This window comes from Rubrobacter marinus (assembly GCF_011492965.1).
GTDB lineage: Bacteria > Actinomycetota > Rubrobacteria > Rubrobacterales > Rubrobacteraceae > Rubrobacter_F > Rubrobacter_F marinus.
Map to the genome: position 1 here is coordinate 3,905,772 of NZ_CP045121.1, position 25,074 is coordinate 3,930,845.

A 25,074-nucleotide genomic window follows, 5' to 3' on the forward strand; every position below is an offset into this window, starting at 1 on the left:
AACTAAAAGCCGCCGGCTCTCGGCCCTCGCGGACAGCTTCCCGTTCCGCCGACCGGCATCTGGCGCGTAGATCCTCTCCGAGATGCCGAGCGCGCCGGGAGGTGGCGTCCTCGCTGGCGCGTGAGATCCAGAACACCCAGGCGTTCCGGGTACGGTTCCGTCCTTGCCGAACGACGGTGATACCTGGGTGCTCCTCGATCGCGGAGGCCCGTAAAGGGTTCGGGGAGAACCCGGTCTACGTAGGGCGTTCGCCTTGGCTGCCGGAGGCGGGACAGGTAGAATCGCGGAGGGAACGGGGAGTCGGGAGGACCTCATGAGCAGCAAGCCGTCGGCCGGTACGGGCAAGGTTATCGTCAGTTGCGCCGTTACGGGGGCGATCCACGTCCCGTCGATGACGCCTCATCTGCCGATCGGGCCGGACCAGATCGCCGAGAGCGCGATCGGCGCCGCCGAGGCCGGCGCGGCGATCCTCCACCTGCACGCCCGCGACCCGGAGGACGGCCGGCCGACGCCGGATCCGGAGGTATTCGCTCGGTTCCTGCCCGAGATCCAGGCGTCCACCGACGCGGTCATCAACATCACTACCGGCGGCGGCCACGGGATGACGCTCGAGGAGCGCACGGCGGCCGCCCGGCGCTTCCGGCCCGAGCTGTGTTCGCTGAACATGGGCAGCATGAACTTCGGCCTCTTCCCCGCGCTGGACCGGATGGACGACTTCCGGCACGAGTGGGAGCCCGCCTACCTGCGGATGACGCGCGACTTCATCTTCAAGAACACCTTCGAGGACATCGAGTCCATAGTCTCGGACCTGGGCGCCGATGGGACCCGCTTCGAGTTCGAGTGCTACGACGTCAACCACCTCTATAACCTGGCGCACTTTCTCGACAAGGGGCTGGTGCGGCCGCCGCTGTTCGTGCAATCGGTGCTCGGCATCCTGGGCGGCATCGGGACCGACCCGGAGGACCTCATGCACATGAAGCGGACCGCGGACCGGTTGTTCGGCGACGACTACGTCTGGTCGGTGCTGGCGGCGGGACGCCACCAGACTCGGCTCGTGACCATGGGCGCGATCCTCGGGGGCAACGTGCGCGTGGGCCTGGAGGACAGCATCTACCTCGCCAAGGGGGTGCTCGCCGAGAGCAACGCCCAGCAGGTGGAGAAGATCGTCCGCATCCTGCGCGAGCTCTCGCTGGAGATCGCCACGCCGGCAGAGGTACGCGAGATGCTGGGACTGAAGGGGCGCGACCGGACGGCAATCCCCACTAAGGGCAAACCAGAGCCTGTTTGAGATGCGCTATAGAGCGCGAAGAAGGGTCTTGCTCGGACCCGATCCAGAAGGCACCCCGATCGGCCTGCGCAACGAAGAGGCGTGGTAGCGACAGCCGCTTCCGCGCGGCGGAGAGCGTCCGTCAGGCGCCGCTGATCGGCCGGGCGTTGTAGCCGTCGACGTTCCGTAGCTGGGCAGCGACGTTCTCCCGGACCCGTTCCGGAGGCATCTCTACGCCGTGCTTGTCGTAGAGGTGCTGCATCAGGCCGTCCACCAGCCCGCTTTCGTCGTCGGCCCGTATCGCGCCCTCGCAGGACGGGCACTTGACGGTTGGCTGCTCTGGCATGCTATCTCCCGTTTCGAGGCGTCGTCTATCCTACCCAATAGGCGCGGGTCCGCACGCCTCCCCGCTTCTACGGCCGGGAGCCGCCGTCGGGCGACGTACCGAAGGCCGGCGGTTCTTCCCTCAGCCGAGGCCCACGTCCAGCGTCATCATGACGCCGAAGCCGACCATGAGGGACATGGTGGCGAGGTCGGCGTGGCCGCCCTTCTGCGACTCCGGAATAAGCTCCTCGACGACCACGAAGATCATTGCGCCGGCGGCGAAGGCCAGGGCGTAGGGCAACAAGGGCTGGGCGAGGCTGACGGCGATGACCCCGATCACGCCGGCTATCGGCTCGACGACGGCGGAGAGCTGGCCGTAGAAGAAGCTCTTGCCGAGCGGCATGCCCTCGCGCCTGAGGGGCATCGAGACGGCGGTCCCCTCGGGGAAGTTCTGGATGCCGATGCCGATGGCGAGCGCGACCGCCGCGGCGAGCGAGGCCCCCTCGAAGCCGGCCGCCACCGCCCCGAAGGCGACGCCGACCGCGAGCCCCTCCGGGATGTTGTGCAGCGTTATGGCCGAGACGAGCAGGACGCTGCGCTTCCAGGTAGTCTCCAGCCCCTCGGCCTTCTTCATCGGGTCGCCCGGGTGCAGGTGTGGGAGCAACGAGTCCAGCCCCCTCAGGAAGACGCCGCCCGCGAGAAAGCCCACGAGCGCGGGGACCCAGGCCGTCATCCCCTGCCCTCCGCGAGCTCTATGGCGGGCGCCAGCAGCGAGAAGTAGCTCGCCGCGATCATGACGCCGCCCGCGAACCCGAGCATGGCGTCCAGGACCCACCGCTTGACCTCCTTCGTGAAGAAGACCAGCGCCGCCCGAGCGCCGTCATCCCGTAGGTGAAGCCCGTGGCGAGCAACACCTGCCAGATCGGGTGCAGCCCTCTTATGGTGTCTATCACCTACTCTCCTCCCCAAAAGGCCGTAGTACAAGCCGCAGAAGCGCGGCTATCTACCCACCAGACCACCATCTCGCGCAAGGACCTCCCGCTAGGGCCCTGGGTAGGAGATCTAGCCGAAGCCGTCCCGCCACCCTCCGCCAGGACCTGAACGAGGATCGTACCGGCCAGCACTCCCCCAGCGGGTGCGAGACGCCGTCTTCGTCCTCGACTGTGACGACGCCGTCGAGGGCGCGCACCTCCTTGACCAAGAGAGACCTCCCCGGTACGAGACCGCGCTCCCCGAGATAGGACAGCACGGGGCGCCCTCGTGGTTGACCCGGACGATCCGCACCTTCTCACCGCCGGCGGCCTCCCCGAGCGGGAAGGAGTCCTCGGACGCCATCGCCCCGTCCGCGGTCGGGATGGGGGCGCCGTGAGGGTCACGCCCAGGGTGTCCCAAAAAATCCGCCAGACGCTCCGTGAAGTCGTCGGAGACGACGTGCTCCATCCGTTCGGCCTCCTCGTGCACGTCCTGCCACGAGTAACCGAGGTGCTCGAGCAGGAAAGTCTCGATCAAACGGTGGCGCCGCACCAGCCGCAAGGCCTCGGCGCGCCCCTCCTCCGTGAGCGAGGCCCCGCGGTAACGCTCGTAATCTACGTAACCCTTCTCCCGCAAACGCCCCAGCATGTTCGTCACCGACGCCGGCGCGACCGAGAGCCGACCCGAGATCTCCTTGGTCGAAGCGGTGCCCGTCCCACCGCCAAGCTCCCATATCGCCTTCACGTAGTCGCCCATCGAGGAAGAAGGCGGGGTTGTCGCAAGATCTGACATCTACGCACACAAGTTTAGACACGGCAGGTTCTTTGTCAAGCTATGCCTACTCTTGACCATTAGCGCGTACAAGTTTACAGTTTAGCTAAGACTAAAAATAAGAGATGGGAGCGGTTGTGAGAAATCAAAGTACGACCTTGTACGCGGCGGCGGTGCTATCCCTGGTCGCTGCGCTGGCCCACCTCTGGGCCGTGCCGGATCGCTTCGGGGAGTGGTGGGGGTACGGGCTCTTCTCGCTCTCCGCCGCCGCGGCCCAGGGGATGTACGGCGTGGTGGTGCTGCGCTTCACGACCCCCGGGAGGGCTCTGTTGCTCCTCGGTCTCCTGGGCAACCTCGCGCTCCTCGTCTTGTACGGGGTGACGCGCACGACGGGGATACCGTTCTTCGAGCCGCAAGCCGGAGAAGTAGGAGGGGTGGGGGCGCTGGATCTCTCCGCGGCGTCGGAGGCGGCGCTCGTGGCGGCCCTTGCGGTGCTGCTGAGATCCGGTAGACGGACGCGTGCCGCGGCTCCGGCCCTGGCGGCGGAGCCCATCCATACAGACGAGCCGGCGGCCGGGGTCTCGCGCCGAGACTTCCTGCGGACCGCGGGCATCGCCGGGGCTCTGGGCATCTCCGGGGTGCCCTGGGCCTGCGGGCTGCGGGGTAACGGGACGTTGGGCGCTGTGGGCGTCGCGGCGGGGATGCATGCCGGTACGGCCCACGGGCAGGAGGGTAGCCACTCGGGCGAGCACGGCGGCGACGTGGTGGGCCACGGGGGGCGGGGGACGTGGACCTCTCCCGGTTCGACCCCTCGAAGTTTTTGAGGGATTTCGATTGGGGGAGGAGCGCCAGGAGGGCGGCAGAACCGTCCGCGAGTACGAGCTCGTGGCCCGGGACGCCGAGGTCGAGGTGGCGCCGGGAGTGTTCTACCCGGCCTGGACCTTCGACGGTCAGGTACCGGGACCGACGTTGCGGGCCCGGGAGGGCGACCGGGTGCGCGTCACGTTCAAGAACGAGGGGACGCACCCGCACACGATCCACTTCCACGGCATCCACGCGGCGAACATGGACGGGACGTTCGAGATCGTCGGTCCCGGGCAGGAGTACGTCTACGAGTTCGACGCCGAGCCGTTCGGGATGCACCTCTACCACTGCCACACGACGCCGCTCAGAAAGCACATCGAGAAGGGGCTCTACGGGGTCTTCATCATCGACCCGAAGGAGGGGCGTCCGCCCGCCGACGAGATGGTGATGGTCATGAACGGCTTCGACACCAACTTCGACGCCGAGAACGAGGTCTACACCGTCAACGGGGTCGCCTTCCACTACCAGCGCCACCCCGTGGAGATCAAGAAGGGCGAGCTCGTCCGGGTCTACCTCGCCAACTTCACGGAGTTCGACCTCATAAACAGCATGCACATCCACGCCAACTTCTTCGACTACTACCCCACGGGGACCAGGCTCGAGCCGACGGAGTACACGGACACGAAGATGCTGGCCCAGGGGGAGCGCGGGATCATGGAGTTCGCCTACGGCCGCGCCGGGAGCTTCATGTTCCACGCCCACGTCAACGAGTTCGCCGAGCTGGGCTGGCTCGGCTTCTTCAAGGTGGAGGAGTAAGGGTATGCAGAACGTCGAAAGAGCGGCTCCGGGAAGCCGCGGGCCAGGATGGGTGCTTCTGGGGCTCGTACCGCTCCTGGGGCTAGGGGTGCTTCTGGCCTTTATCGTCCTGAACGGGGCCGGGGTGACGCGGGACGACCTCCCGCCCGTCGAGGACCTCACCGTCGAGCGGGTGGCCCTGCCGACGGAGTACGAGATGGTAGTCTCCGTCACCAACGGCGGCCCGGACCCCGTAACGGTGAGCCAGGTCAACGTGAACGACGCGCTCACGGGGTTTCGGGTGGAGTCGGGGAACACGATCCCGTCGCTCGGCTCGACCGAGATAAAGGTCCCCTACACGTGGGTCGAGGGCGAGGCGTACGCGATCACCCTTATCACGAACACTGGGACCACCTTCGACGCGGAGGTGCCTTTGGCGGCCCTCACACCGGGCTTCTCGGGGGAGACTTTCTGGCGCTACGCGCTCATCGGGTTCTACGTCGGGGTGGTGCCGGTGGCTCTGGGGCTCTTGTGGTTCCCGTTCCTGAGACGCCTCGGCACCTCGGGCATAAACTTCGTTCTGGCCCTGACGGTGGGGCTTCTGGTCTTTCTGGTGGTGGACACGCTGCTGGAGGCCGGGGAGGTGGCCACTCAGCTGCCGGGGGCCTTCTCCGGGATACCGCTGGTGATTCTGGTCTCCCTGCTGACCCTGCTCGGGCTCCTGGGGACCGAGCGGCTGTTCCGGCGCGGGCGCGAGGAGGCGAGCCGGCTCTCGACCTCCTACCGCATAGCTCTCGGGATAGGACTGCACAACCTGGGGGAGGGGCTGGCCATCGGGGCGGCGTTCGCCCTCGGCGAGACGGCCCTGGGAACATTCCTGGTCGTCGGTTTCACCCTGCACAACATCACCGAGGGCGTCGGCATCGCGGCCCCCATCCTCAGAGAGAAGCCTAGGCTCGCGCACTTCGCCTGGCTGGCGCTCCTCGGAGGGGGTCCGGCCATCCTGGGGACCTGGATCGGGGGCTTCGCCCACTCGAACCTCCTCTCCACCCTCTTCCTGGCCGTGGGCGCCGGTGCCATCCTGCAGGTCATCTACGAGGTCACGCGGATCCTCCTCAAGGACTCAGCGCGTACCAAGGCCCCGGCCCTCTCGGGCACGAACCTCGGCGGTCTCACGGCCGGGATAGCGATTATGTACGCAACCGCCCTCCTGGTGAGCGTGTAGAGCGGACGAGCGCCGTTCTACGGGGCACGGGCGAAGAGGTTACGGAGAGGAAATAAGCGATGACAAGTGAAGAAGGGGTCGTGTTATTCGTGCAGAAACCCGGCTGACTGTTCTGCGACAGGACGGAGGAGTTCCTCCGCGGGAAGGGCGTCGAGTACACCGTCAGGAACATAGCCGAGGACGAGGGCGCCATGGTGGAGCTCGAACGCATGGGGACCATGACGACGCCGGTCGCCGTGATCCGGAGCGAGGGTGGCCAAGAGGAGGTGGTGGTCGGCTTCGACCGGGCGAAGCTGGAGCGGGCCCTGGGCCTGTAGCCTTCAGGCCCAGGGCCCGCTCGGCCCAGGTTCTCCGCTCTCTTTATCGCGCTGGCGGTGGAGCGGCGAGGGCGTCCGAGATTATGCTCGCGTGGTCGAAGGCCAGCTCCGTGGACGACGGCTCCAGGAAGGCGGCCTCGTCGGCGTCTGAGGCCGCGGACGGGTCGCCCTCGGCCCGGGCCAGAAAGGCGACGCTCACGTTGTGGCCGCGCGGGTCGCGCCCGGGGTCCGAGTAGACGCCGACGAGGCGGGAGAGCTCGACGTCGAGGCCCGTCTCCTCCTTCGCCTCGCGGACGGCGGCGTCCCCCACCGTCTCTCCGACGTCCACGAAACCGCCCGGCAGGGCCCAGCTCCCCTCGTAGGGCTCGCTGCCGCGCCTTATGAGGAGCACGCGCCCCTCCCCGTCGGGTACGACGACGTCCACCATCAGCTTCGGGGTCTCGGGTCCGGCCACGGGCACCGTCCTTTCGGTAATCGTCGGGCGACCTTCGTGCGTCCTACCCCGTGGGGACGGGGGCAATCGGGGCCGGGGATGGCCGAGGCGGTATGCTCTACGGGACGATGGGACGGGCGTGAAGATACTCGCGATGGGCGACACCGTGGAGCAGATCCTCCACGGGGCGAACCTCGCCCGCTACGCCTCCGGGGTGGAGGCCGTCGTCTCGTGCGGGGACCTGCCGTTCGAGTACCTGGAGTACGTCGTCACCTTCTCGGGGGCGCCGCTCTACTACGTCCGGGGCAACCACGACCCCGAGGAGCCGAAGGCCCCAGAGGGCTGCGTCCCCCTCGACGGGCGCGTCGTGGACATAGGGGGCGTGGTCCTCGCGGGCCTCTCGGGGTCGCGCTGGTACTCCGGCGGTCCGAACCAGTACACCGAGCGCGCCATGCGCCGCCGGGGGCGCGCCCTCTCGGCGAGGGTGGCCCTGGGCAGGCTGCGGGGCAAAAAGGCCCCCGACGTCTTCGTCACCCACTCGCCGCCCCTCGGGCTCGGCGACCGCGAGGACGTCGCCCACACCGGCTTCGAGACGTTTCTGGGCCTCATAGACCGGCACGATCCCCCGCTCTGGCTGCACGGCCACGTCCACCTGTACGGGCCCGAGGCGTGGGAGGCCCGGGAGACGCGCCGGGGCAGCACTCGGGTGGTCAACGTGTACGGTCACAGGATACTCGAGGTACCGGGAGGGGTTGGGGTAGACTCGGGCCCACCACGGAGGAAGGACGAGTAGCGGTCGCGTGGACCAGAACGAGCAGGCCGACAAGGACTTTACGCGGGCGAGGCGCATGGCCTTCCTGCGGCGCATCGGGGCGTACCTCAGGAACGATTCGGCCTCCAACCAGCTGCTCTCGTTCGAGGAGGTCAGGAGCGTGATCGGGGCGGTGCAGCAGCACTACGCCGGGATGCGCGTGGTGCCCGTCTCCAAGATCGTGGGCAGCGTCGGCCGCCACCGCGACTTCGACCGGTCGTTCCTGCCGGCGCGGGCGAGCGTGGCGGGGCGGTGGAAGAAGATAGACCAGGCGATGATGCGCGCCGAGGAGCTGCCGCCGGTCAGTTTGTACAAGATCGGGGACGCCTACTTTGTCCGCGACGGCAACCACCGCGTCTCCGTCGCGAGGAGGCAGGGCATCGAGATGATCGACGCCGAGGTCACCGAGCTCAAGAGCCGGGTGCCCGTCGACGAGAACCTGACCGTCCGCGACCTCCTCCACAAGCTGGAGCAGAGGCGATTCCTGGAGAGGCTGCCCATGGATCGCGTCCTCCCGGAGATAGAGCTCAGGTTCTCGGACGCCGCGGACTACGGGACGCTCGCGACGTACATCGAGGCGCACGGCTTCAGGCTCTCCCAGCTCTGGCGGCGCTACGTCTCCCACGAGGAGGTCTTGCGGGACTGGTACGAGTACTCGTACCGGCCGATCTCGGCCATGATCCGGGAGGAGCGCGTCCTCGACGCCTTCCCGGGCCGCACCGAGCTCGACCTCTACGCCTGGATCATCCGCCACCGAGAGAGGCTGGTCCTGGAGTGGCGCAGAGAGTCCGTCACCCCCGAGAACGCTATGGACGACATCCTCCAGCGCGAGGGCGAGCGCCGCCGGAACCCCCTCGACCCGGAGCGCCTGAACATCTACGAGGGCTAGCCCACGGCGCCTCCTCGGGGCCCTGTTGTAAGATGCCCCGGTCGTAAGCCCCGGCTCTTGGTGGGAGGCCTCTTTGGGAGCTTTGTCGGTGATCTGGTCGCCCGTCGCGGCGCTCTCGCGCGTGGCGGAGGAGCGGCGCGTCCTCTCGGGCTTCGCGGTGACGGCCCTCTACGCGGCCCTGAGCCTCGTCGCGACCGCCGTCGCGTTCTTCGGCGGCCTCGCGGAGGCGCAGCTCGGGGCCGGGGGCGCGCCCGTGCCGCCGGAGGTGCAGGATCTCCTGGTCCCCTTCTCCATCGTCGCGCTGCTCTTCGCCGCGGTCTGGCCGTTCGTCTTCTGGCTCCTGGTCTCCGGCCTGATGCACCTCGTCACGCGGTTCTTCGGGGGGACGGGACCGTTCTCCGCGACGCTCGCCGCCGTCGGGGTCGCCGGGGTGCCGTTCGTGGTCTACGCCGCCCTCGGGCTCCCTTTGTCCGGGCTGCAGGTCGTGCTCGGTCCCGAGAGCGCGGCGGGGGCGATCCTGGGCCTCCTCTCGTCTCTGCTGGGGCTCGCGGCCCTGTTGTGGTTCGCGGCGCTGGTGGTCGTGGGCGTCGCCCTCGCCCGGCGGGTGGGCTACGGGGAGTCCGCGGGCTCCTGCGCCATCTCTTGCGCGGGCTGCGCGGGCCTTATACTCCTGGTGGGCGTGGTCCTCGCCGTCCTCGTCGCCCTCGTCGCGGGCGCGGCGGGTTCGGCCGGTGGCCCCTGAAGCATTCCGCGTAAACGAAGCAAGGAGAAGGCGCTGCTGTGGAACCGGGTCACGGGCAGGGAAGAGGAGAGGACAACACCCCGAACGGGGCGCCCGGCGCGCGGCCGAGCGAGGGAAGCAACGCGCCGGGCGGGAGCGCCTCACCCGAGGCTCCGCCCCGCCGGAGGCGACGCCGGGGGCTCCTGATCGGGGGCGCCATCGCGGCGGCGCTCCTCTTTCTAACCGTCGGGACCGTGCTGCTCGTCGTGCTGCTCGGGCCCGGCGGCCCGGGCGGCGGGGGCAGCGGCAGCGCCAGCGCCCCGGAGACCTTTCAGGAGGAGTACATTTCGGGCGACGGTCCGGAGAAGGTGGCGGTCCTGCCCGTGCGGGGACAGATCGGCTCCGAGGAGACGGGCGCTCTGGCGACGCCCGCGGCCACCCCGGAGGCGCTGAGGGACGGACTCAGGCAGGCCGCCGAGGACGGGAGGGTGAGCGCGGTCGTGCTCGAGGTCGACTCGCCCGGCGGCGGCGTCACCGCCAGCGCCCAGATGCACGACGAGATCCGGGAGTTCAAGGAGTCGTCCGGCAAGCCCGTCATCGTCTCCATGGACGCGACGGCCGCCTCCGGCGGCTACTACATCGCGACCGCCGCCGACAGCATCGTCGCCAACGAGTCCACGATCACGGGCTCCCTGGGCGTGATCATCTCGTTTCTCAACTACAGGGAGGCGGAGGAGAAGCTCGGCCTCGAGGAGGTCGTCTTCAAGAGCGGCGAGTTGAAGGACATCGGCTCCCCGTCGCGCGAGATCACCCCCGAGGAGAGGGAGGTGATCCAGAACCTGGTCGACGAGCAGTACGACGAGTTTGTCGACGTGATCGTCGAGGGCCGCGACCTCCCCGAGGAGCGGGTGCGCGAGTTGGCGGACGGCCGCATCTACTCCGGGTTGCAGGCGCGGGACCTGGGCCTCGTCGACGAGCTCGGCGACCTGGAGACGGCCGCGGGGGTCGCGGAGGAGGCCGCGGGCGTGGACGAGGCGACGGTGGTCCGCTACACGCAGGAGCCCGGCCTCGCCGAGCTTCTGCAGGCCCGCCTCGCCCCGCAGAAGCCAGAAGCCCTAAGAGTCCTGGAGGAGGCCGGCCTAAGCCCCTCCCCGGAGCTCCAGTACCTGTACCGTCCGTAGGGAGGACCGGACGGTCGCGAATGCCCGGGGCCGTTCGGAAAAGCGCGCCAGGGGCGTGTACTTCGGCGAGCCTTTGTCATAATATGCAACCAGGGTGGTCCTGAGGGGGACCGCGAGGAGACCGTGACTAGACGCTTGGCGACAACGCAATACGCGCCTGGGGGCCGCCGCGCCGACAACGCCCCGCTTCGAGGCCCCCGATAATCTGGCAGCCGACGACATACGCCCTGATCTCGGCCTTGGCATCGGCGATCCCGGCCGTGGTCGGCGCCTACGCATGGAGGCGCCGGGGCAAGCCCGGGGCCACGACGCTGGCCCTGCTGCTCTGGCTCCTGGCGCTCTGGGGGCTCCTGTACGCCCTGGAGCTCGGCGCGCGCGACGCCTCCCTCGTGAACACGCTCCACGGGCTCCAGTCCTCCGTCCTGGTGCTGGCCCCGCCCCTCTGGTTCGTCTTCGTGCTCCGGTACACGGGGAGGGTGGGCTGGCTCACGCGGGGCTTTCTGGCGCTGATCTTCGCCGTACCGGCGACGACCCTGGCGCTCGTCGCCACGAACCGGCTTCACGGGCTCGTCTGGACGGCCGGGGGCGTACGCGAGACCCCCCGGGCGCTGATCGCGGGCTTCGAGTACGGGCCCTGGTTCTGGCTGGACTTCGCCTACGGCGCGTTCCTCGTGCTCGCGGGCGCGGCGCTGCTCGTGCTCATGCTCCGCAACACGCAGTGGCTCTACGCCAAGCAGAGCGCGTGCCTCCTTCTGGGCTTCGTCGGGCCCTGGGCCGCCCACTCGTCTTTCGCGACCGGGCTGGACCCGGGGCTCCGCTCCCTGCCGAACCTCGACCCCACGGTCCTCACCTTCGTCCCCGCGGGCCTCGTGCTCGCGTGGGGGCTGTACCGCCACAAGCTCCTCGACCTCTCCCCCGTCGCGCACGACGCCGTCGTCGAGGGGATGAGCGACGGCACCCTGGTCCTAAACGCTCAGGGCAGGATCGTCGACCTCAACCCCTCGGCCAGGCGCATCCTCGGTTGCAGCGCGGGCGAGGTCGTCGGCGGGAGCTTCAAGGAGGTGATGAGCCGTCAGGGCAAGGCCGCGCCCCTGGCCGGCAACCGCGGCACCGCCCTCCTCGATCGCTACGAGAGGGAGGGGCAGGCGAACGAGGAGATAAGGCTAGGCGAGGGCGACGAGGCCCGCCACTACGACCTCGCCCTCTCGGCGCTCTACGACGGGCGCGGCAAGCGCACCGGCACCCTCGTGGTCCTGCACGAGGTCACCCAGCGCAAGCTCGCCGTCGAGCGGCTCGACAAGCTCGCCCACTACGACGCCCTCACCGGCCTGCCCAACCGCGCCCTCTTCTACGAGCGCCTCAGCCAGGAGATCGCGCGCTCCCGCAGGGCTCAAGGGGTGGGCGGCGGGCTCCTCGCGGTCATGTTCCTCGACCTCGACCGCTTCAAGATGATCAACGACACGTTGGGCCACGACTTCGGCGACCTGCTCCTTCAAGAGACGGCGAGTAGGCTCAGGGAGAGCGTCCGGGAGTACGACGTCGTGGCACGGCTCGCCGGCGACGAGTTCACCGTGATCCTGCCGGAGGTCGAGAGCCCCCGGGCCGCGACCGAGGTCGCCGAGCGCGTCGTCCAGTCCATCGCCGCCCCCTACCGCCTCGAAGGCAAAGACCTCCTCATCACGACGAGCGTCGGCATCTCCTTCTACCCGACCGACGCGCACGACCCTTCGGTCCTGGTCAAGAACGCCGACTCGGCGATGTACCGCGCCAAGGCGGGCGGCAAGAACCGCTACGAGGTCTACGCCGAGGACGTCCTCCAGAACCCCACAAAGAACTTCGAGCTGGAGAACGAGCTGAACCGGGCGATCGAGGAGAACCAGTTCGTGCTCCACTACCAGCCCGAGATCCGGATCTCCAACAGCCGCATGGTCGGCGCGGAGGCGCTCCTACGCTGGAGGCACCCCGAGCGCGGGCTCCTCCACCCCAGGGACTTCGTCCCCGTGGCCGAGGAGTCCGGCCTGATCTTCTCCATCGAGCGCTGGCTGCTGCGCGAGGCCTGCCGCCAGATGCGGTCCTGGCAGGAGCGCTACCCGACCGCCACCCCCTGACGATGAGCGTCAACATCTCCAGCCGCCACTTCATGCACCCGAACCTCGTGGGCGTCGTCGGCGGGTCCTCGAAGAGACCGGCCTCCCGCCAGAGAGCCTCGTGCTGGAGGTCAGGGAGGGCGTCCTGCACGAGGACGGCCCTCCGCCGCCGTCACCCTAGAGGCCCTCAAGAAGCTCGGCGTCAGGCTCGCCGTCGACGACTTCGGCGCCGGCTCCTCCTCCATCGCCGAGCTCAAGCGCTTCCCCTGGACATCCTGAAGATAGACTCCTCGTTCGTGAAGAGCTTCCACGAGCGCGAGGAGGACTGCAGGATCGTCTCGGCCGTCATCGGCCTCGCCCACGCCCTCGAGCTCACCGCCGTCGCCCAGGGCGTCGACACCCCCGCCAGCTTGTGCAGCTCCGGGAGATGGGCTGCGACGTGGCGCAGGGCACCTACTTCTCAGAACCCCTCTCCAGCACCGCTACCGCCGCCTTCCTCGTCGCGGACCTTTACTATTAGTCGTGGCTGACACCCAGCCTTCGAGCCATCTCTTATCTAGCGGACTTCGCCTCGCTCGGTTGCATGGGCATCCCGCAAAAGTTTATCTACTAGGTTCCGCCAGCCTCGTCCCGAGATTAGTCGTCAAGCACAACCTTCGGCGCCGAACAAGAACCATTCTGCGCCTTCAGCGTGTCGCGGGCAGAGGGCATGCCCTACGTCTCCCACGAGGTCGCCTCTCGACTAGCAATTCTCCGACAAGCCTCCATGGCCGGGACCATCCTGACAGACCGGGAGGCGTGGGTGCTGCAGTTGGTCGCCGAGGGCAAGACCACGAAGGATATTGCCCGAACCGTGTTCGTCTCTGAGAGAACAGTGAGAGGCGACCTGCAGTTAGCTTGCGCGAAGCTGGACGCCAAGAACCGGACCCACGCTGCGGTGCTGGCCGTGCAGCGCGGAATAATACGTGTCACGAAGACGTAGAATACCTCCCCCAGGTTCCGCGGGCGAAGGGACCAGCAGAGACGGCACCTTCGGCAAACTTGTGCGAACAAGGTGATGGCTGCGAGATAGCGCAGGGCACCTACCTTTCTAAGCCCCTCTCCGCCACCGCCGCCTTCCTGGCCGCGGCGGACATGTACCACTTGTGCGATCGGCCCCTACCCGAATGCTCTGGGGCCTCAGATCGTACGCATCGTGCTCGGCAGAGACACTCTTCGATGCCTAGTAGAGAGTCCCCGCGTTACGACGGTTTGGCGTAACGCGGGGACTCCTTGTTATCAAGGATCGAGCAGAGGGGATGCTAGACGAGCCGTCTTGCCCCCGCGTACCCGCGGATGTACCTCATCTCGCTCGTGACCGTGGTTCCCCAATAGCTGTTCATGTGTGAAATCATCTGTTGTCCGGTGGACGAGTTGCGCCCCACGTAGACGCCGACGTGGGTTATAGGACCGCTGAGTCCGTTCTCCTTGAAGTACACCAAGTCACCGGCGCGTAGGGCCGACTTGGAGATCGGCCTACCGTACCGAGACTGCCCCAGCTCGTCCATGGGAAGCGTGATCCCGAAATTAGCGTAAACCTTCTTCGTGAAGCAGGTGCAGCTCATCAACGTACTGGTGCACGTGCCCCACCTGTACTTTACGCCGCTCTTCTTGAAGGCCGCGGCCATGCTTATCGCTTTCCTGGCTACGTCCGCGCCGGTCGCGCTCGTCGTCCGCGTGCCTTCTGATGGCGCGGCGCTCCCGGTGCTGTTGATGGCGGCCGGTTGCTCGTAGGAGGAAACCTTCTCGACCTTGACGGCGTCGGCGGCGACGTTGCCCTTGCCCTTGGTGTCGTGCGAGATCCTTATCGGGAACTTCTCGTCCTTGCGCATCTCGAACTCGCCTATGCGCACCCACTTGCCGCCGTCCTTGCGCTGGTCGACCTCGGTCCACTTGGTACCGTAAGGCGTCTCGACACCCACGGGGGCACGGTCGTTGAGGCCGCGCACCTCGGGCCACCGGACGTAGACCGCATACAGGCCATTGTTCGGTATGGCGACCTCGAACAGGGCGTGGGCTCCCTTCTTGGCCGGCGCCGCGAAGAGGTAATCGTCGCCGTTGATGCCCTTCCCCGAGTCGCTCTTCTTCCAGCTTTTGGACGCCGCGAAGCGCCCCTTGTCGGAGTTGTCCACGACCTGCGAATACGTCTCGGAGACCGCGTCCTGGCGGACGGTCGCGAATACCGCAAAGGCCGCAAGAACCGCCATACACACCACCGCAATGCGCCGCAACTCGTCCCCCCTCCGGAACTTGTTAATCTCGTGCTCGCATATTATCGGCGTGCGGAGAAAATTGCTTTAGTTTTTGGCACTTTTTTGAAAATTTTGTGTCATTTCGGTGACGGGGCGGCCCCTCCGGGCCGGGTGAGGGTCGGTTTTGCTATATTGGCGCGGCGCGGGGGCGGACGAGAGCAGGAGGGCAGGAAGCATGGCGCAGGCGGAGCGTAAGGCGCGCGTGGAGTGGGAGGGCAACCTGCCGAGCGGGCGCGGGACGTTCAGCGTGGGGAGCGGGGCGATAGAGGATTTCCCGGTGACGTGGGCGTCCAGGGTGGAGCGCCCGGACGGCAAGACGAGCCCCGAGGAGCTCCTGGCCGCCGCGCACGCCTCCTGCTACGCGATGGCGCTCTCGCACACGCTCGCCGGCAGGGGGGCCCAGATCGACGAGGTCACCGTCGAGGCCGTCGCTGCGCTCGACGACGAGCTGCTCAAGATCACCTCGGTTGACCTCGACATCCACGGGAGTATCGAGGGGATCTCGGAGGAGGAGTTCAGGCTCGTGGCCGAGGAGGCCGAGAGGGCCTGCCCGATCTCCAACGCCATAAGGAACAACGTGGCGATCACCCTGCGGACCTCCCTGGAGGTCTAGGCCCCGGGGCTACCGGGACCCTAGGCCGGTAGTACGAAGGAGAGCCGGGCGCGGTCCACCGTCGAGAGGAGCTTCTCGAAGCGCATCTCGGGGAGCACCTCGCGCTCGCCGCGAAGGTCCACCACCGCGCCCGGGGCTTGGTCGGGGTACAGCTCGATCCAGACCGGCGCGCGGGACTCGACCACGGGGGTAACGCGGCTGCACAGGACGAAGTGGGGCGAGAGGCGCAGCACCTCCGCGTCGAGCTCGCCGGGCTCCGCCGTCAGGATCTCGAGTTCCGGGCGGAGCGCCTCCAGGGTGCCGGAGATGACGTCGCGGTACGCGCGCGGCTCGTTGGCGAGCAGTACACGCATGGCATCCCTGGCCCTCGGGCTGCTCCTCGGAGCCGCGGCCCTCTCCCCTCTCGTGCTCTCGCCCGTCGCGCGACGGACCCCGTCGGAGGCGCCCATTAAAGAAGTCTAATGTGAAGGGAGGCGCCGGACCTCCTTAAATTTACGTATGTTTCGGGCTCTCGTGGCGCGATCGCCGGGGCGAGCGGTCCGTCTCAATCCACGCGCACGATGCCGTGGCGCAGGGCGAAGACGAGGGCTTGGAGGCGCGATTGGACCTCCAGCTTGCTCAAGATGTTGGCCATGTGGGTGCGGGTCGTGCCGAGGCTGACGGAGAGGCGTTCGGAGATCTCCTTGTCGCCGAGGCCGTCGGCGAGGGCCTGGAGGACCTCCTTCTCGCGAGGGGTGATCTCATCGATGATCCTCCTCGCCTCGACGCTCTCCCGGCGCTCGCGGCTGACGAGCCGTATCGCCTCCATCACCTCCTGGGGGGAGACGAGCTGCTCGCCGGCGCGCAGCCTGCGGACCGCGTCCGTGATGTCGCCGATGCGGCTCGACTTGTGCAGGATGCCGGCGGCCCCCGCTTCGATCGCGCGGGCGAGGCAGCCCTGCTCGGAGTGCGCGCTCAGGACCAGGACCAGCGCGCGCCGGTTGGCCCTCACAAGCTCCGAGATAAACTCCGTCCCGGAGCCGTCCGGCAGGTCGAGGTCCACGACCGCGACGTCGAGGCCCTCCCCCCGCTCGTACAGCCCGATGAGGGCCTCGCGGGCATCGGCGAGGGAGCCCGCCTCGGCCACCACCGCGAGGTCGGGCTCCCGTTCGAGCATGAAAGCCAGGGGCTGGCGGAACGAGTCGTGGTCGTCCAGGAGCATGACCCGTGTCTGCTCGCCGCCCTCTGCCGTTCTCCCCTGCGTCACAGCGCCCCTTCCCTCACCGCGCCAGCTTCAGCTCGAAGCCGAACACCGAGCCCTCGCCGGGCTTCGAGTCCACGGCCAGATCGCTGCCGTGCGCCCGCAAGATGCGGCGAGAGAGGTACAGGCCGAGCCCAACCCCGGGGACCTTCTTGCCCCCCGCGTCGCGGCCGCGCCCGAACTTCTCGAAGATCCTGACCACGTCGTCGGGGTGGATGCCGGAGCCGTGGTCCACGACCTCTATGCGCACCCGTCCTGTCCCGTCCCCCAGGCGCGTCGCCCGCAGCTCCACGGGCGCCCCCTCCGGCGAGTGCTTGACGGCGTTGCAGAGGAGGTTGCGCAGGACCTGCCCCACGCGCTCCGGGTCCGCCACGACCCTCTCGCGGGGCTCGAGGTCCTCGCCGAAGGAGAGGCTCACGGGATGCTCCGCGGGCAGCGCCCTGGCGAAGGTCTCGGCATCCCTCAGGAGGGCGCCGACCGGCACCGGGCGCGGCTCGACCATAAAATCCTCCCGCTCGATCGCCGCCGAGGAGCGCACGTCCTCGACGAGGGCGTCCAGGGCGTCGGTCTCGGTCTCTATCGCGGCGACGGCGTAGCGGCGCGCCGAGGGGTCGTCCTCGCCGGTGCCGAGCATCTCGGTCAGCCGACGGATCGCCGCGAGGGGACCGCCGAGCTCGTGCGCGACCATCGCCGTGAAGTCGGCCCTTAGCGTCGCGAGCTCGGAGAGCTGGCGGTTGATGTCCCGCTCCGCCGCGAGCAACGCCGCCCGCTCCGCGGCGACGCGCCTGAGCTCCAGGACGCCGCCCACGGCCACCACCAGCGCGAAGGCGAAGCGCAGGGCGTCCGCCTGGCTTAGGATCATGCCGCCGTAGCCCGTGGGCCAGAGGTAATCGTGCAGCTGCGAACCGGCGTAGAGCACCGCCGCGATGAGGATCCAACCGCGCAGGTTCTCCCGACCCGCCTGGAGCACCGCCCCGGCGGCGGCCGCGACCGCGAGGGCGAGCGGCAACGCGCCGAGCGTCCAGTGCCACGGGGTGAGCCACTCGAGCGGGGAGACGCCGCGCTCCGACGCCTCCACGGGGTCGACGCCCCGGGCCATCGGCGGCGCCATCCCCCGCTCCTCCAGGGCCTCGAGCCCGAGCGCGAGGCCCAGGATCCCGGCCGCCACGACGAGGACCATGCGCCGGGAGAAGAGCGGGGGGTCCCTGGGCACGAGGCCCACGACGAAGAGCCCGCCCGCCAGGACGTGCACGAGCAGGGACTCGTACAGCCCCTCGTGGAGCGGCGGCGGGCCACCCTTGACGAGCGGCTCCAGGTAACCGAAAGCCAGGTGCCCGAGGCCCAGCACGGCGAAGCCGGCCGCGACCCAGTGCAGCCGGCGTCCGACGCCGCTGGCGACGAACAGGGCCAGGACCAGCGCGCCGAAGAGCCGCAACAGCGCCGCCGACGCCTCCTCGCCGCCGCTAACCCCCGCGGAGACGGGCATGGCGAACGAGCCGCGCTCGACGGAGAGGTCGTAGAGCGCCCACGCGACGATCGACGCGGCCAGCACCGCCGCCACGAACAGCGCCGCCCGCCCCGCTGCCGGCCCCCCGCTCGAACGCCCACGCTCGAACCTACGCTCTTGGCCTCATCCACCCGTAGGGCTCCCGAAGGCGCACGAGGGACGCATCGTCATGCATGCTAACCAGGCGTGCAATGACCTCGATACGGCTCTGCGTACGTTCGCGTTTCGGCGGATCATGAACCACGCCATCCTACTCCCATGGTACACGAGGATCAATGCGGTACGCCTCCCCGACCGCGCCCCCGCCACGGGGCTCCCGGCCGCATCCGGAGACGGGACCTCCGGACGATCTGCGATTCTCGAGTTCCATCCTCGCCCTCCACCTCCCCCGCAGAACGGGGACCGTACGCCGGTTCGTAGAGAAGCTTCGGGGACCCGGCTGCCTCGACGACGCGCGTCGTCGAGGCCCGTGGCTTTGCGTCCCCGCCTCGCGACGGGTTTGCCTTTGTCGGCCGCTCGGCCTCTTATCGGTCCGAACGGAGCAAAGCCTTTAATGTCTCGTGGAGCATGCGGTAATGCGTGTGGTGCCGACCCCGGCGAGGAGACCGGGCACCCGCACGCATGTTCCGCCTCGCGGGCGGGTGCCGGCGGCGTTTGCGCGGTAGCGGTCGGGGTAAAGGCGTCCGGTCGGTCCCAGATCAGGAGGTATCAGGGTGAGGCTCGCGGCGACGGACGGCTCTCTCGGGGGGCGGCGATGAGCCCCGTGGCGATCGTGACGGCCTCGGATTCGGGATAGGACAGGAGACGGCCAAGGCGCTCGCCGAGGCCGGGTACGACCTCGGGATCACCTACTACAAGGACGAGGCGGGGCCCGGGAGACGCTGGAGGCGGTCGAGGGCGCGGGGCGCCGGGGGGGGATCCGTCGCCTCGACCTGACCGACCTGCCCGACTCGGTCGGAGCGATAGACGAGCTTGCGGACGCCCTCGGCGGCCTGGACGTCCTGGTGAACAACGCGGGCACGGGCGACCCCACGGGGGACTTTCTCGAGCTCGCCTACGACGAGTGGCGCAAGGTCCTGTCGACGGACCTCGACGGCGCCTTTCTCTGCTCGCAGAGGGCGGCGAGGAGGATGGTGGAGGCCGGGACCGCCGGCCGCATCGTGAACATCACCAGCGTCCACGAGCACGTTCCGCGCGCCGGGGCGTCGGCGTACTGCGCCTCCAAGGGCGGCCTCGGCCTCCTCACGAAGGTGATGGCGGTGGAGCTCGCCGGGCACGGCATCCGGGTCAACGCGGTCGCGCCCGGCGAGATCTCCACCCCCATGACCGGCGCCGAAGATACCGACCCCACCACCATCGAGAAGCCGAACCTGCCCCTCGGGCGCCCCGGTCACGCCCGGGAGATAGCGGACTTCGTGGTCTTTCTAGCCTCCGACAAAGCCTCATACGCCACCGGCCAGTCCTTTGTCGTCGACGGCGGCCTTATGCTGATGGCGGCTCAGCTCTCGAGCTGAGCCCCGGCCCGCGACGAGGGCTCGACCCGTCGCTCGCACGACGCCCGGCGGGAGGCCGAGGGCTAGAAGAGCCTCTGGCCCGGCTCGTCGAACAGCTCGTCGAGCTCGTAGCCGAGGTCCTTGGCGGAGGCCTCGAAGAAGGCCCTGTTGCGGTGGGCGAAGGGGAGCCATTCGTTGTAGCGGGCGTAGGCCTCCTTCGGGTCCGGGGGGCCTTCGAGGTGGACGAGCTCTCCCATGTAGCGGCTCATCTCCAGGAAGCGGAGGAGCCACGGGTCCTCCGTCTCCCGCTCGCCGTCGAGGACCTCCTCGAAGGCGACGAACGGGACGGGATCGGGGCTTTCTCCAGGGGCTCGGAGATGAAGCGCTCGCTGAAGTAGGCCGTAAACGTCTCCAGGCCGGTTATGAGGGTCGGGAGCCACGGGGTCTGGCTGCCGGGGTGGTCCTTGGGGAGGCCCCAGCGCAGGGCGCCGACCATCCCCCGATCATTCGGAACGTGTAGGGCAGGGAGCGGTAGGCCCGGCGGCTGTGGTAGTAGTAGACGACGGGGTAGCGCCTTACCCCCTCGTAGATCTCGACCAGCCCCGGTGCAGGGACATCAGGTGCGTCTCGAGGCCCCGGTGCTCGCCGTTCGGGAAGTGGGGCTTCAGGATGGTCAGGGGATCGCTCGAATCCTGGGCCTGGTGGTAGAGCCCCGCGGAGAGGACGCCGAGCTGCTGGAGCACCCCGTACACCCCTATCACGTAGGTGATGGCGAGGGTGAGGAGGCCGAAGCCTATAAGGGCCTCGGAGATGGTGATGAGCTGGTAGACGGTGCTCTGGGGGGTCACGTCGCCGAAGCCCACGGTCGAGATGGCGGTCCCGCTCAGGTAGAGCGCCTCGAGAAAGGTCGGCTCGAGGCCCGGGCTCGAGAAGTAGAACGTCTTCGTGTCGATGCTGTCGTAGTAGACGAGGGCGTAGCCGAAGGAGACGACCAGGATCCAGGCCGTGATCGTCACCGGCACCATGAGCGGGGCCGCGAGGGAGAGCCCGAGGGCCCTGTATTTCCGGGGCAGGGGCCGGGTCAGGAACCGGAACGTGTTGAAGAGCCTGTTGTACAGGCGGCTGCTCAGGAAGCCGAAGCCGTCGTAGTGGAGCACGGTAAAGAAGACGTCGAGGAGCCCGATAAAGATCAGGGCCAGGCCGGCTACCGTGGAGATCCATCCCATAACCTCGGGTGTATACCAGAAAAACGCCCCTCGATGCGTCGCCGGGCCGGGAGAGCCCGCCGTTTGGCCGTTCTCGCGCCCGGGTACCCGGACCGTCGCAGGTAAGCTCGGAAGGGAGCCGGCGCATGCAGCGCGACGTGTTCGTAAAGAGGGTCGTCGAGATCGGTGAGCTGGCGGGGGACGCGAGGAGGCCGAGGCGGCGGTGAGGGCCACCCTCGCGACCCTCAGGGAGCGGCTCGCGGGCAACGAGCCGAACAACCTCGCCTCGCAGATCCCCGGCGACCTCGCCGATCCCCTGCAGGGCGAGGGCGGGAGGGAGGACTTCGCGCTCGCCGAGTTCTACCGCAGGGTCGCCGAGAAGGAGGGCGTCGACGAGAGCCGGGCCATCCGCCACGCCCGCGCCGTCGCCCTCGTCCTGCAGGAAGCGGTCACGACGGGCGAGATGGACGACGTCCGCGGCCAGCTCAAACCCGAGTACGAGGAGCTCTTCGGCCGCCCGGGCGAGTAGCCCCCCTCCGAATACCCCCTCCCCGGAGCCCCGGACGCTCCGCCGTCCGTGCGGGGCGGCGCCCCCGCCGCGGCACCCCGCTCGCGCGAGGCCGGCTTAAGCAAAGCTCCGGACGTGTCGATAACGGTTTGTGGCTACGCATGGACCCAACACCAGCGGGGAGTCGGGAGCCCGGAGTCGAGGGGTGGCCCTCCCTTGACGTGGTCTTCCCCACATATTGTGGTCGTGGTAGCATGTAACCCTTCGCGTGGCAGCCGGCACCGCCCGAACGGGCCGGGCGCCGGTCTTTGGGGGGGCACCAGAGTTTGCTGAACGGGATGACCATAGGGCGCAAGCTCGGGCTCGGCTTCGCCCTGCTCTTGCTGCTGTTCCTGGTCTCGGGCGTGATCATCGACCGGGTGGTCCGGGACGTCTCCGACAGGCTGGCGCACCTGCGCGCCGTCGAGGAGCCCACGAGCGAGGCCGCCTACGAGATGGAGATCAACAGCATCGGGAGCGGCCTCTCGGTGCTCAAGTACCTCGAGACCCAGGACCCGGTCTTCCGCGGCGAGGCGCGCGAGGATCAGGGCGACTTCGAGCGCAACAAGGCGCTCTACGACGACAGGGCGGAGTCCCGGGAGGCGCGGGAAGCGGGACGGAGGCTTGGCGAGCTCTTCGACGACCACCGCGAGCTGGGCGACGAGCTCATGGACCTCAAGGACGAGCAAGAAGAGCTCTTCGTCCGGATCAACGGCGACTTCAGGCGCATGGACGGCATCTTCGACGAGAAGATCCAGGCGGACCTCGACCGGGACGGGGCGGCCGGCGCCGCCAAGGCCGAGTTGGTGTCGGAGATGGAGACGGACGCCGCCGAGACGGGGACCGCGTTCGGCGCGTACCTCCGCGAGCCCGTGGACACGAACCGCGACCGGATCTTCGACGAGACCGACGACTTCCGCAACACCGTCCAGGGGCTACGGGAGCTCGACCTCGAGGAGCGGGAGCAGTACTGGATCGGCCAGCTGACCACCCAGTTCGAGGAGACCGCAGGCCGCATCGACGAGGCGGTCTCCATCGACGACAAGCTGCGGGAGGACGCGGAGCGCTTCACCCTCCTCAGGGAAGAGATGGACGAGGTGCTCGACGGGGAGCTCCAGGTCGCGGCCCGGCGCGACCTGGAGGGGGTGGAGGCGGCGGCCGTGGAGACCGTCGGCGACGTGCGGGCCGCGCTCCTCGGGCTCCTGCTCGTCGGCCTCCTCATCGGGAGCGGGGCGGCGGCGATCAGCCGGAACATCGGCGCCTCCGTGCGCCGGCTCGTCGAGGGGGCGCAGCAGATCGGGGCCGGAGCCCTGGACCACAGGATAGCCGCGGAGAGCCGCGACGAGCTCGGGGAGCTCGCCCTCGCCCTCAACGAGATGGCCGAGAAGCGCCAGAGGGCCGAGGAGGAGGTCCGCCGCCTGAACGCGGAGCTCGAGGCGAGGGTCGAGGAGAGGACGGACGAGCTCACCCGGGTCATCGCGAACCTCGGGAAGAGCGAGGAGCGCTACCGGGCGGTGGTGGAGCAGACGGCGGAGTGCCTCTTCCTCTTCGACGCCTCCACCAAGCGCATCCTCGAGACCAACGCCGCCTTCAGGATGCTCTTCGGCTACGCCGCCGAAGAGCTCGGGGAGATGACGATCTACGACATCGTCGAGGACGACCCGACGAGCATCGACGCCCACGTCCGGCGTAGCGAGCGGGGACGCCACGACCTCGGCGAGAGGCGCTACCGGCGCAAGGACGGTTCCATGGTCGACGTCGAGGTCTCGGGGAGCGTCATCTCCTACGAGGATCACGACAACGTCGTGCTCGGCATCGCCCGCGACATCACCGAGCGCAAGGAGGCAGAGGCGGAGCTGCGGGCGGCCGAGGCCCGCTACCGGACGCTCGTGGAGCAGGTGCCGGCCGCGCTCTACACGGCGGACTTCGGCGATCCCCCCGCCCTCACCTACGCCAGCCCCCGCTACGAGGAGCTCTCGGGTTACGGCCTGGAGGACCACCTCGCCGAACCGGCGCTGTGGTCGAGGACGATCCACCCCGAGGACCGCGAGTGGGTGCTGGACGAGATCCGTCAGGTCAACCTCTCCGGCGACCCTTCGAGGTCGAGTACCGCCTGATCGGGCGCGACGGCCGCACGGTGTGGGTGCAGGACGCCTCCTACGTCCTCAGGGACCCCGGGGCCTGCCGCTGCACCGCCAGGGCTTCATGCTCGACGTCACGGAGCGCAAGGGCCTGGAGGAGCAGCTCGAGCACGAAGCTTTCCACGACACCCTCACCGGCCTCCCCAACCGCGCCCTGTTCATGGACCGCCTCGCGCACGCCCTGACGGGGACGGAGCGCGGCGGGGAGTCGCTGGCGGTCCTGTTTCTGGACCTGGACAACTTCAAGGTCGTCAACGACTCTTTAGGCCACGAGGAGGGCGACGAGCTCTTGGTGGAGATCGCGAGGAGGCTGCGCGGCAGCTTGAGGCCGGGGGACACCGCCGCCCGGCTCGGCGGCGACGAGTTCTGCGTCCTCCTGGAGGACATCGCCGGCGAGGAGGAGGCCGTCCGGGTGGTCGGGCGCCTCGAGGAGGCCTTCTCAGCGCCGATCCGCATGGCCGGGCAGGAGGTCCACGTCAGCGCCAGCGTCGGGATAGCCATAGGCTCCGGGGCGACATACCGGCAGGGGAAGGACGCCGAGGCGCTTCTCAGGGACGCGGACCTTGCGATGTACGAGGCGAAGGCTAGGGGCAGGAACAAGCACGTGGTCTACGACCCCTCGATGAACGCCCGCGCCCGCGCCCGGCTCAGAAGGGAGAACGACCTGCGCCGCGCCATCGAGCGCGAGGAGCTCGCGGTCTACTACCAGCCCAAGGTCGACCTTCGCACCGGCAGCATCTCGGGGTTCGAGGCCCTGGTGCGCTGGGAGAGCCCCGAACGGGGCATCGTCCCGCCCGACGAGTTCATCGCGCTCGCGGAGGAGACGGCGCTCATCTTCCCGGTCGGCAGGTGGGTCCTGGAGGAGGCCTGCCGGCAGGCGAAGGAGTGGCGGGAGGAGTACGGCGCGGTCGGCGACGACCTCAGCGTCGCCGTCAACGTCTCGGCCCGCCAGCTCCAGCAAGAGCAGGGCGGGATCGTCGAGGAGGTCGAGAGGGTCCTCGCGCTGACCGGCCTCGAAGCCGGCTGCCTGCACCTCGAGATCACCGAGAGCGTCCTCATGGAGGACGTCCCCCAGAACATCTCCACGCTCGCCAGGCTCAAGGCCCTCGGGGTGCACGTCGAGATCGACGACTTCGGCACCGGCTACTCCTCGCTCGCCTACCTCAAGCGCTTCCCCGTGGACGGCCTGAAGATGGACAAGTCGTTCGTCGAGAAGCTCGACTCGGACGAGGAGAGCGCCGCGATCGTGGAGGCCATGATCATGCTCGCCCGAGCCCTGGACCTCGAGGTGATAGCCGAGGGCGTCGAGACCCCGGCCCAGCTCGCCCGCCTGCGCTCCCTGGGGTGCGACGTGGCCCAGGGTTACCACTTCGGCCGGCCCGTGGAGGCGATGGCCGCGACCGGGATCCTGGACACCGTCCTCTCCCGCCGGTAGCCCCG

Annotated in this window: 26 protein-coding genes, 2 pseudogenes and 1 riboswitch; of the genes and pseudogenes, 17 read left to right on the forward strand and 11 right to left on the reverse strand. The window is 68.7% G+C overall.

The annotated features are described in order from the left end of the window. Positions 1 to 313: 313 nt before the first annotated feature. Entirely contained in the window at positions 314 to 1,288 is a 975-nt protein-coding gene (locus GBA65_RS20050) for a BKACE family enzyme (protein ID WP_166398053.1), read from the forward strand. Between the two features lie 121 nt (positions 1,289 to 1,409). On the opposite strand, the gene GBA65_RS20055 is transcribed toward GBA65_RS20050, so the two are convergent. From GBA65_RS20055 to GBA65_RS20065, 3 genes and pseudogenes are all read right to left on the reverse strand, one after another. Further along, positions 1,410 to 1,613, reverse strand: coding sequence for a DUF1059 domain-containing protein (locus tag GBA65_RS20055; RefSeq protein ID WP_166398054.1), 204 nt, complete (start codon positions 1,611 to 1,613; stop codon positions 1,410 to 1,412). A 120-nt stretch (positions 1,614 to 1,733) separates the two neighbouring features. Next, positions 1,734 to 2,541: pseudogene (locus GBA65_RS20060) on the reverse strand (ZIP family metal transporter). Positions 2,542 to 2,653: 112 nt separating this feature from the next. Beyond that, positions 2,654 to 3,355 carry a metal-dependent transcriptional regulator gene (locus tag GBA65_RS20065; RefSeq protein ID WP_166398055.1) on the reverse strand — a complete coding sequence of 234 codons (702 nt, stop codon included), beginning with the start codon at positions 3,353 to 3,355 and terminating at the stop codon, positions 2,654 to 2,656. Positions 3,356 to 3,471: 116 nt separating this feature from the next. Between GBA65_RS20065 and GBA65_RS23735 the strand changes: the two genes are divergently transcribed. The 4 genes from GBA65_RS23735 (at position 3,472) to GBA65_RS26890 (ending at position 6,475) form a co-directional block, all read left to right on the forward strand. Further along, the gene (locus GBA65_RS23735; protein ID WP_207955971.1) at positions 3,472 to 4,158 is read left to right on the forward strand and encodes a hypothetical protein; all 687 of its coding nucleotides are present in this window, start codon (positions 3,472 to 3,474) and stop codon (positions 4,156 to 4,158) included. Between the two features lie 10 nt (positions 4,159 to 4,168). After that, positions 4,169 to 4,954 carry a multicopper oxidase domain-containing protein gene (locus GBA65_RS23740; protein WP_207955972.1) on the forward strand — a complete coding sequence of 262 codons (786 nt, stop codon included), beginning with the start codon at positions 4,169 to 4,171 and terminating at the stop codon, positions 4,952 to 4,954. 52 nt (positions 4,955 to 5,006) lie between these two features. Beyond that, positions 5,007 to 6,158 carry a ZIP family metal transporter gene (locus GBA65_RS20075; RefSeq protein WP_228281506.1) on the forward strand — a complete coding sequence of 384 codons (1,152 nt, stop codon included), beginning with the start codon at positions 5,007 to 5,009 and terminating at the stop codon, positions 6,156 to 6,158. A 191-nt stretch (positions 6,159 to 6,349) separates the two neighbouring features. Then, a complete protein-coding gene (locus GBA65_RS26890; RefSeq protein ID WP_407691025.1) occupies positions 6,350 to 6,475 on the forward strand; it encodes a hypothetical protein in 126 nt (41 codons plus the stop codon). Between the two features lie 43 nt (positions 6,476 to 6,518). Here the strand turns inward: GBA65_RS26890 and GBA65_RS20085 are convergent, their stop codons facing one another. After that, the gene (locus GBA65_RS20085; protein WP_166398628.1) at positions 6,519 to 6,902 is read right to left on the reverse strand and encodes an NUDIX domain-containing protein; all 384 of its coding nucleotides are present in this window, start codon (positions 6,900 to 6,902) and stop codon (positions 6,519 to 6,521) included. Positions 6,903 to 7,047: 145 nt separating this feature from the next. On the opposite strand from GBA65_RS20085, the gene GBA65_RS20090 reads away from it, so the two are divergent. The 7 genes from GBA65_RS20090 to GBA65_RS20125 all read left to right on the forward strand — a co-directional run bounded on the left by GBA65_RS20090 (position 7,048) and on the right by GBA65_RS20125 (position 13,579). After that, positions 7,048 to 7,701 carry a metallophosphoesterase family protein gene (locus GBA65_RS20090; RefSeq protein WP_166398057.1) on the forward strand — a complete coding sequence of 218 codons (654 nt, stop codon included), beginning with the start codon at positions 7,048 to 7,050 and terminating at the stop codon, positions 7,699 to 7,701. 7 nt (positions 7,702 to 7,708) lie between these two features. Then, on the forward strand, positions 7,709 to 8,608 hold the full coding sequence (locus GBA65_RS20095) for a transcriptional regulator (protein ID WP_166398058.1): 900 nt from the start codon (positions 7,709 to 7,711) through the stop codon (positions 8,606 to 8,608). Positions 8,609 to 8,681: 73 nt separating this feature from the next. Next, complete coding sequence (locus tag GBA65_RS20100; RefSeq protein ID WP_166398059.1) at positions 8,682 to 9,350, forward strand: YIP1 family protein; 669 nt, start codon at positions 8,682 to 8,684, stop codon at positions 9,348 to 9,350. A gap of 38 nt (positions 9,351 to 9,388) precedes the next feature. After that, on the forward strand, positions 9,389 to 10,510 hold the full coding sequence (gene sppA / locus GBA65_RS20105) for a signal peptide peptidase SppA (RefSeq protein WP_166398060.1): 1,122 nt from the start codon (positions 9,389 to 9,391) through the stop codon (positions 10,508 to 10,510). Positions 10,511 to 10,749: 239 nt separating this feature from the next. After that, positions 10,750 to 12,618 carry a putative bifunctional diguanylate cyclase/phosphodiesterase gene (locus GBA65_RS20110; protein ID WP_166398061.1) on the forward strand — a complete coding sequence of 623 codons (1,869 nt, stop codon included), beginning with the start codon at positions 10,750 to 10,752 and terminating at the stop codon, positions 12,616 to 12,618. 275 nt (positions 12,619 to 12,893) lie between these two features. Then, positions 12,894 to 13,127 carry a hypothetical protein gene (locus tag GBA65_RS26895; protein WP_166394820.1) on the forward strand — a complete coding sequence of 78 codons (234 nt, stop codon included), beginning with the start codon at positions 12,894 to 12,896 and terminating at the stop codon, positions 13,125 to 13,127. Between the two features lie 179 nt (positions 13,128 to 13,306). Next, positions 13,307 to 13,579, forward strand: a complete 273-nt coding sequence (locus GBA65_RS20125; protein ID WP_166398062.1) for a response regulator transcription factor — start codon at positions 13,307 to 13,309, stop codon at positions 13,577 to 13,579. 319 nt (positions 13,580 to 13,898) lie between these two features. Here the strand turns inward: GBA65_RS20125 and GBA65_RS20130 are convergent, their stop codons facing one another. Further along, positions 13,899 to 14,867 carry a golvesin C-terminal-like domain-containing protein gene (locus GBA65_RS20130; protein ID WP_166398063.1) on the reverse strand — a complete coding sequence of 323 codons (969 nt, stop codon included), beginning with the start codon at positions 14,865 to 14,867 and terminating at the stop codon, positions 13,899 to 13,901. Positions 14,868 to 15,063: 196 nt separating this feature from the next. Between GBA65_RS20130 and GBA65_RS20135 the strand changes: the two genes are divergently transcribed. After that, a complete protein-coding gene (locus tag GBA65_RS20135; RefSeq protein ID WP_166398064.1) occupies positions 15,064 to 15,501 on the forward strand; it encodes an OsmC family peroxiredoxin in 438 nt (145 codons plus the stop codon). A 20-nt stretch (positions 15,502 to 15,521) separates the two neighbouring features. Here GBA65_RS20135 and GBA65_RS20140 read toward each other — a convergent pair whose 3' ends face one another. The 3 genes from GBA65_RS20140 to GBA65_RS20150 all read right to left on the reverse strand — a co-directional run bounded on the left by GBA65_RS20140 (position 15,522) and on the right by GBA65_RS20150 (position 18,302). Then, positions 15,522 to 15,854, reverse strand: coding sequence for a hypothetical protein (locus tag GBA65_RS20140; protein WP_166398065.1), 333 nt, complete (start codon positions 15,852 to 15,854; stop codon positions 15,522 to 15,524). A 191-nt stretch (positions 15,855 to 16,045) separates the two neighbouring features. Then, a complete protein-coding gene (locus GBA65_RS20145) occupies positions 16,046 to 16,747 on the reverse strand; it encodes a response regulator transcription factor (protein WP_228281510.1) in 702 nt (233 codons plus the stop codon). A 13-nt stretch (positions 16,748 to 16,760) separates the two neighbouring features. Next, positions 16,761 to 18,302: a sensor histidine kinase gene (locus tag GBA65_RS20150; protein WP_166398066.1), complete on the reverse strand. Its 1,542-nt coding sequence runs from the start codon at positions 18,300 to 18,302 to the stop codon at positions 16,761 to 16,763. Positions 18,303 to 18,674: 372 nt separating this feature from the next. Then, positions 18,675 to 18,762: riboswitch (cyclic di-GMP riboswitch) on the reverse strand. Positions 18,763 to 19,002: 240 nt separating this feature from the next. On the opposite strand from GBA65_RS20150, the pseudogene GBA65_RS20155 reads away from it, so the two are divergent. Beyond that, positions 19,003 to 19,762 (forward strand): annotated as a pseudogene (locus GBA65_RS20155) (SDR family oxidoreductase). 62 nt (positions 19,763 to 19,824) lie between these two features. Here GBA65_RS20155 and GBA65_RS20160 read toward each other — a convergent pair. The 3 genes from GBA65_RS20160 to GBA65_RS20170 form a co-directional block, all read right to left on the reverse strand. Continuing rightward, complete coding sequence (locus GBA65_RS20160; RefSeq protein WP_166398067.1) at positions 19,825 to 19,998, reverse strand: hypothetical protein; 174 nt, start codon at positions 19,996 to 19,998, stop codon at positions 19,825 to 19,827. A gap of 8 nt (positions 19,999 to 20,006) precedes the next feature. Beyond that, the gene (locus tag GBA65_RS20165) at positions 20,007 to 20,237 is read right to left on the reverse strand and encodes a hypothetical protein (protein ID WP_166398068.1); all 231 of its coding nucleotides are present in this window, start codon (positions 20,235 to 20,237) and stop codon (positions 20,007 to 20,009) included. Positions 20,238 to 20,316: 79 nt separating this feature from the next. Next, positions 20,317 to 20,967, reverse strand: a complete 651-nt coding sequence (locus tag GBA65_RS20170) for a potassium channel family protein (protein ID WP_166398069.1) — start codon at positions 20,965 to 20,967, stop codon at positions 20,317 to 20,319. 202 nt (positions 20,968 to 21,169) lie between these two features. Between GBA65_RS20170 and GBA65_RS20175 the strand changes: the two genes are divergently transcribed. From GBA65_RS20175 to GBA65_RS20185, 3 genes are all read left to right on the forward strand, one after another. Then, positions 21,170 to 21,475 carry a DUF2267 domain-containing protein gene (locus GBA65_RS20175; protein WP_207955973.1) on the forward strand — a complete coding sequence of 102 codons (306 nt, stop codon included), beginning with the start codon at positions 21,170 to 21,172 and terminating at the stop codon, positions 21,473 to 21,475. A gap of 305 nt (positions 21,476 to 21,780) precedes the next feature. Then, positions 21,781 to 23,610, forward strand: a complete 1,830-nt coding sequence (locus GBA65_RS20180) for a PAS domain S-box protein (RefSeq protein WP_166398070.1) — start codon at positions 21,781 to 21,783, stop codon at positions 23,608 to 23,610. Between the two features lie 22 nt (positions 23,611 to 23,632). Next, positions 23,633 to 25,069 carry a putative bifunctional diguanylate cyclase/phosphodiesterase gene (locus GBA65_RS20185; RefSeq protein WP_166398071.1) on the forward strand — a complete coding sequence of 479 codons (1,437 nt, stop codon included), beginning with the start codon at positions 23,633 to 23,635 and terminating at the stop codon, positions 25,067 to 25,069. Positions 25,070 to 25,074 lie beyond the last annotated feature (5 nt).

Excerpts from the sequence above, each read along its gene's own strand:
- GBA65_RS20050 (WP_166398053.1), top strand. The coding sequence starts at position 314 with ATGAGCAGCAAGCCGTCGGCCGGTACGGGCAAGGTTATCGTCAGTTGC.
- GBA65_RS20055 (WP_166398054.1), bottom strand. The coding sequence starts at position 1,613 with ATGCCAGAGCAGCCAACCGTCAAGTGCCCGTCCTGCGAGGGCGCGATA.
- GBA65_RS20065 (WP_166398055.1), bottom strand. The coding sequence starts at position 3,355 with ATGTCAGATCTTGCGACAACCCCGCCTTCTTCCTCGATGGGCGACTAC.
- GBA65_RS26890 (WP_407691025.1), top strand. The coding sequence starts at position 6,350 with ATGGTGGAGCTCGAACGCATGGGGACCATGACGACGCCGGTCGCCGTG.
- GBA65_RS20085 (WP_166398628.1), bottom strand. The coding sequence starts at position 6,902 with ATGGTGGACGTCGTCGTACCCGACGGGGAGGGGCGCGTGCTCCTCATA.
- GBA65_RS20125 (WP_166398062.1), top strand. The coding sequence starts at position 13,307 with ATGCCCTACGTCTCCCACGAGGTCGCCTCTCGACTAGCAATTCTCCGA.
- GBA65_RS20135 (WP_166398064.1), top strand. The coding sequence starts at position 15,064 with ATGGCGCAGGCGGAGCGTAAGGCGCGCGTGGAGTGGGAGGGCAACCTG.
- GBA65_RS20140 (WP_166398065.1), bottom strand. The coding sequence starts at position 15,854 with ATGCGTGTACTGCTCGCCAACGAGCCGCGCGCGTACCGCGACGTCATC.
- GBA65_RS20160 (WP_166398067.1), bottom strand. The coding sequence starts at position 19,998 with ATGGGAGAGCTCGTCCACCTCGAAGGCCCCCCGGACCCGAAGGAGGCC.
- GBA65_RS20165 (WP_166398068.1), bottom strand. The coding sequence starts at position 20,237 with ATGGTCGGCGCCCTGCGCTGGGGCCTCCCCAAGGACCACCCCGGCAGC.
- GBA65_RS20170 (WP_166398069.1), bottom strand. The coding sequence starts at position 20,967 with ATGGGATGGATCTCCACGGTAGCCGGCCTGGCCCTGATCTTTATCGGG.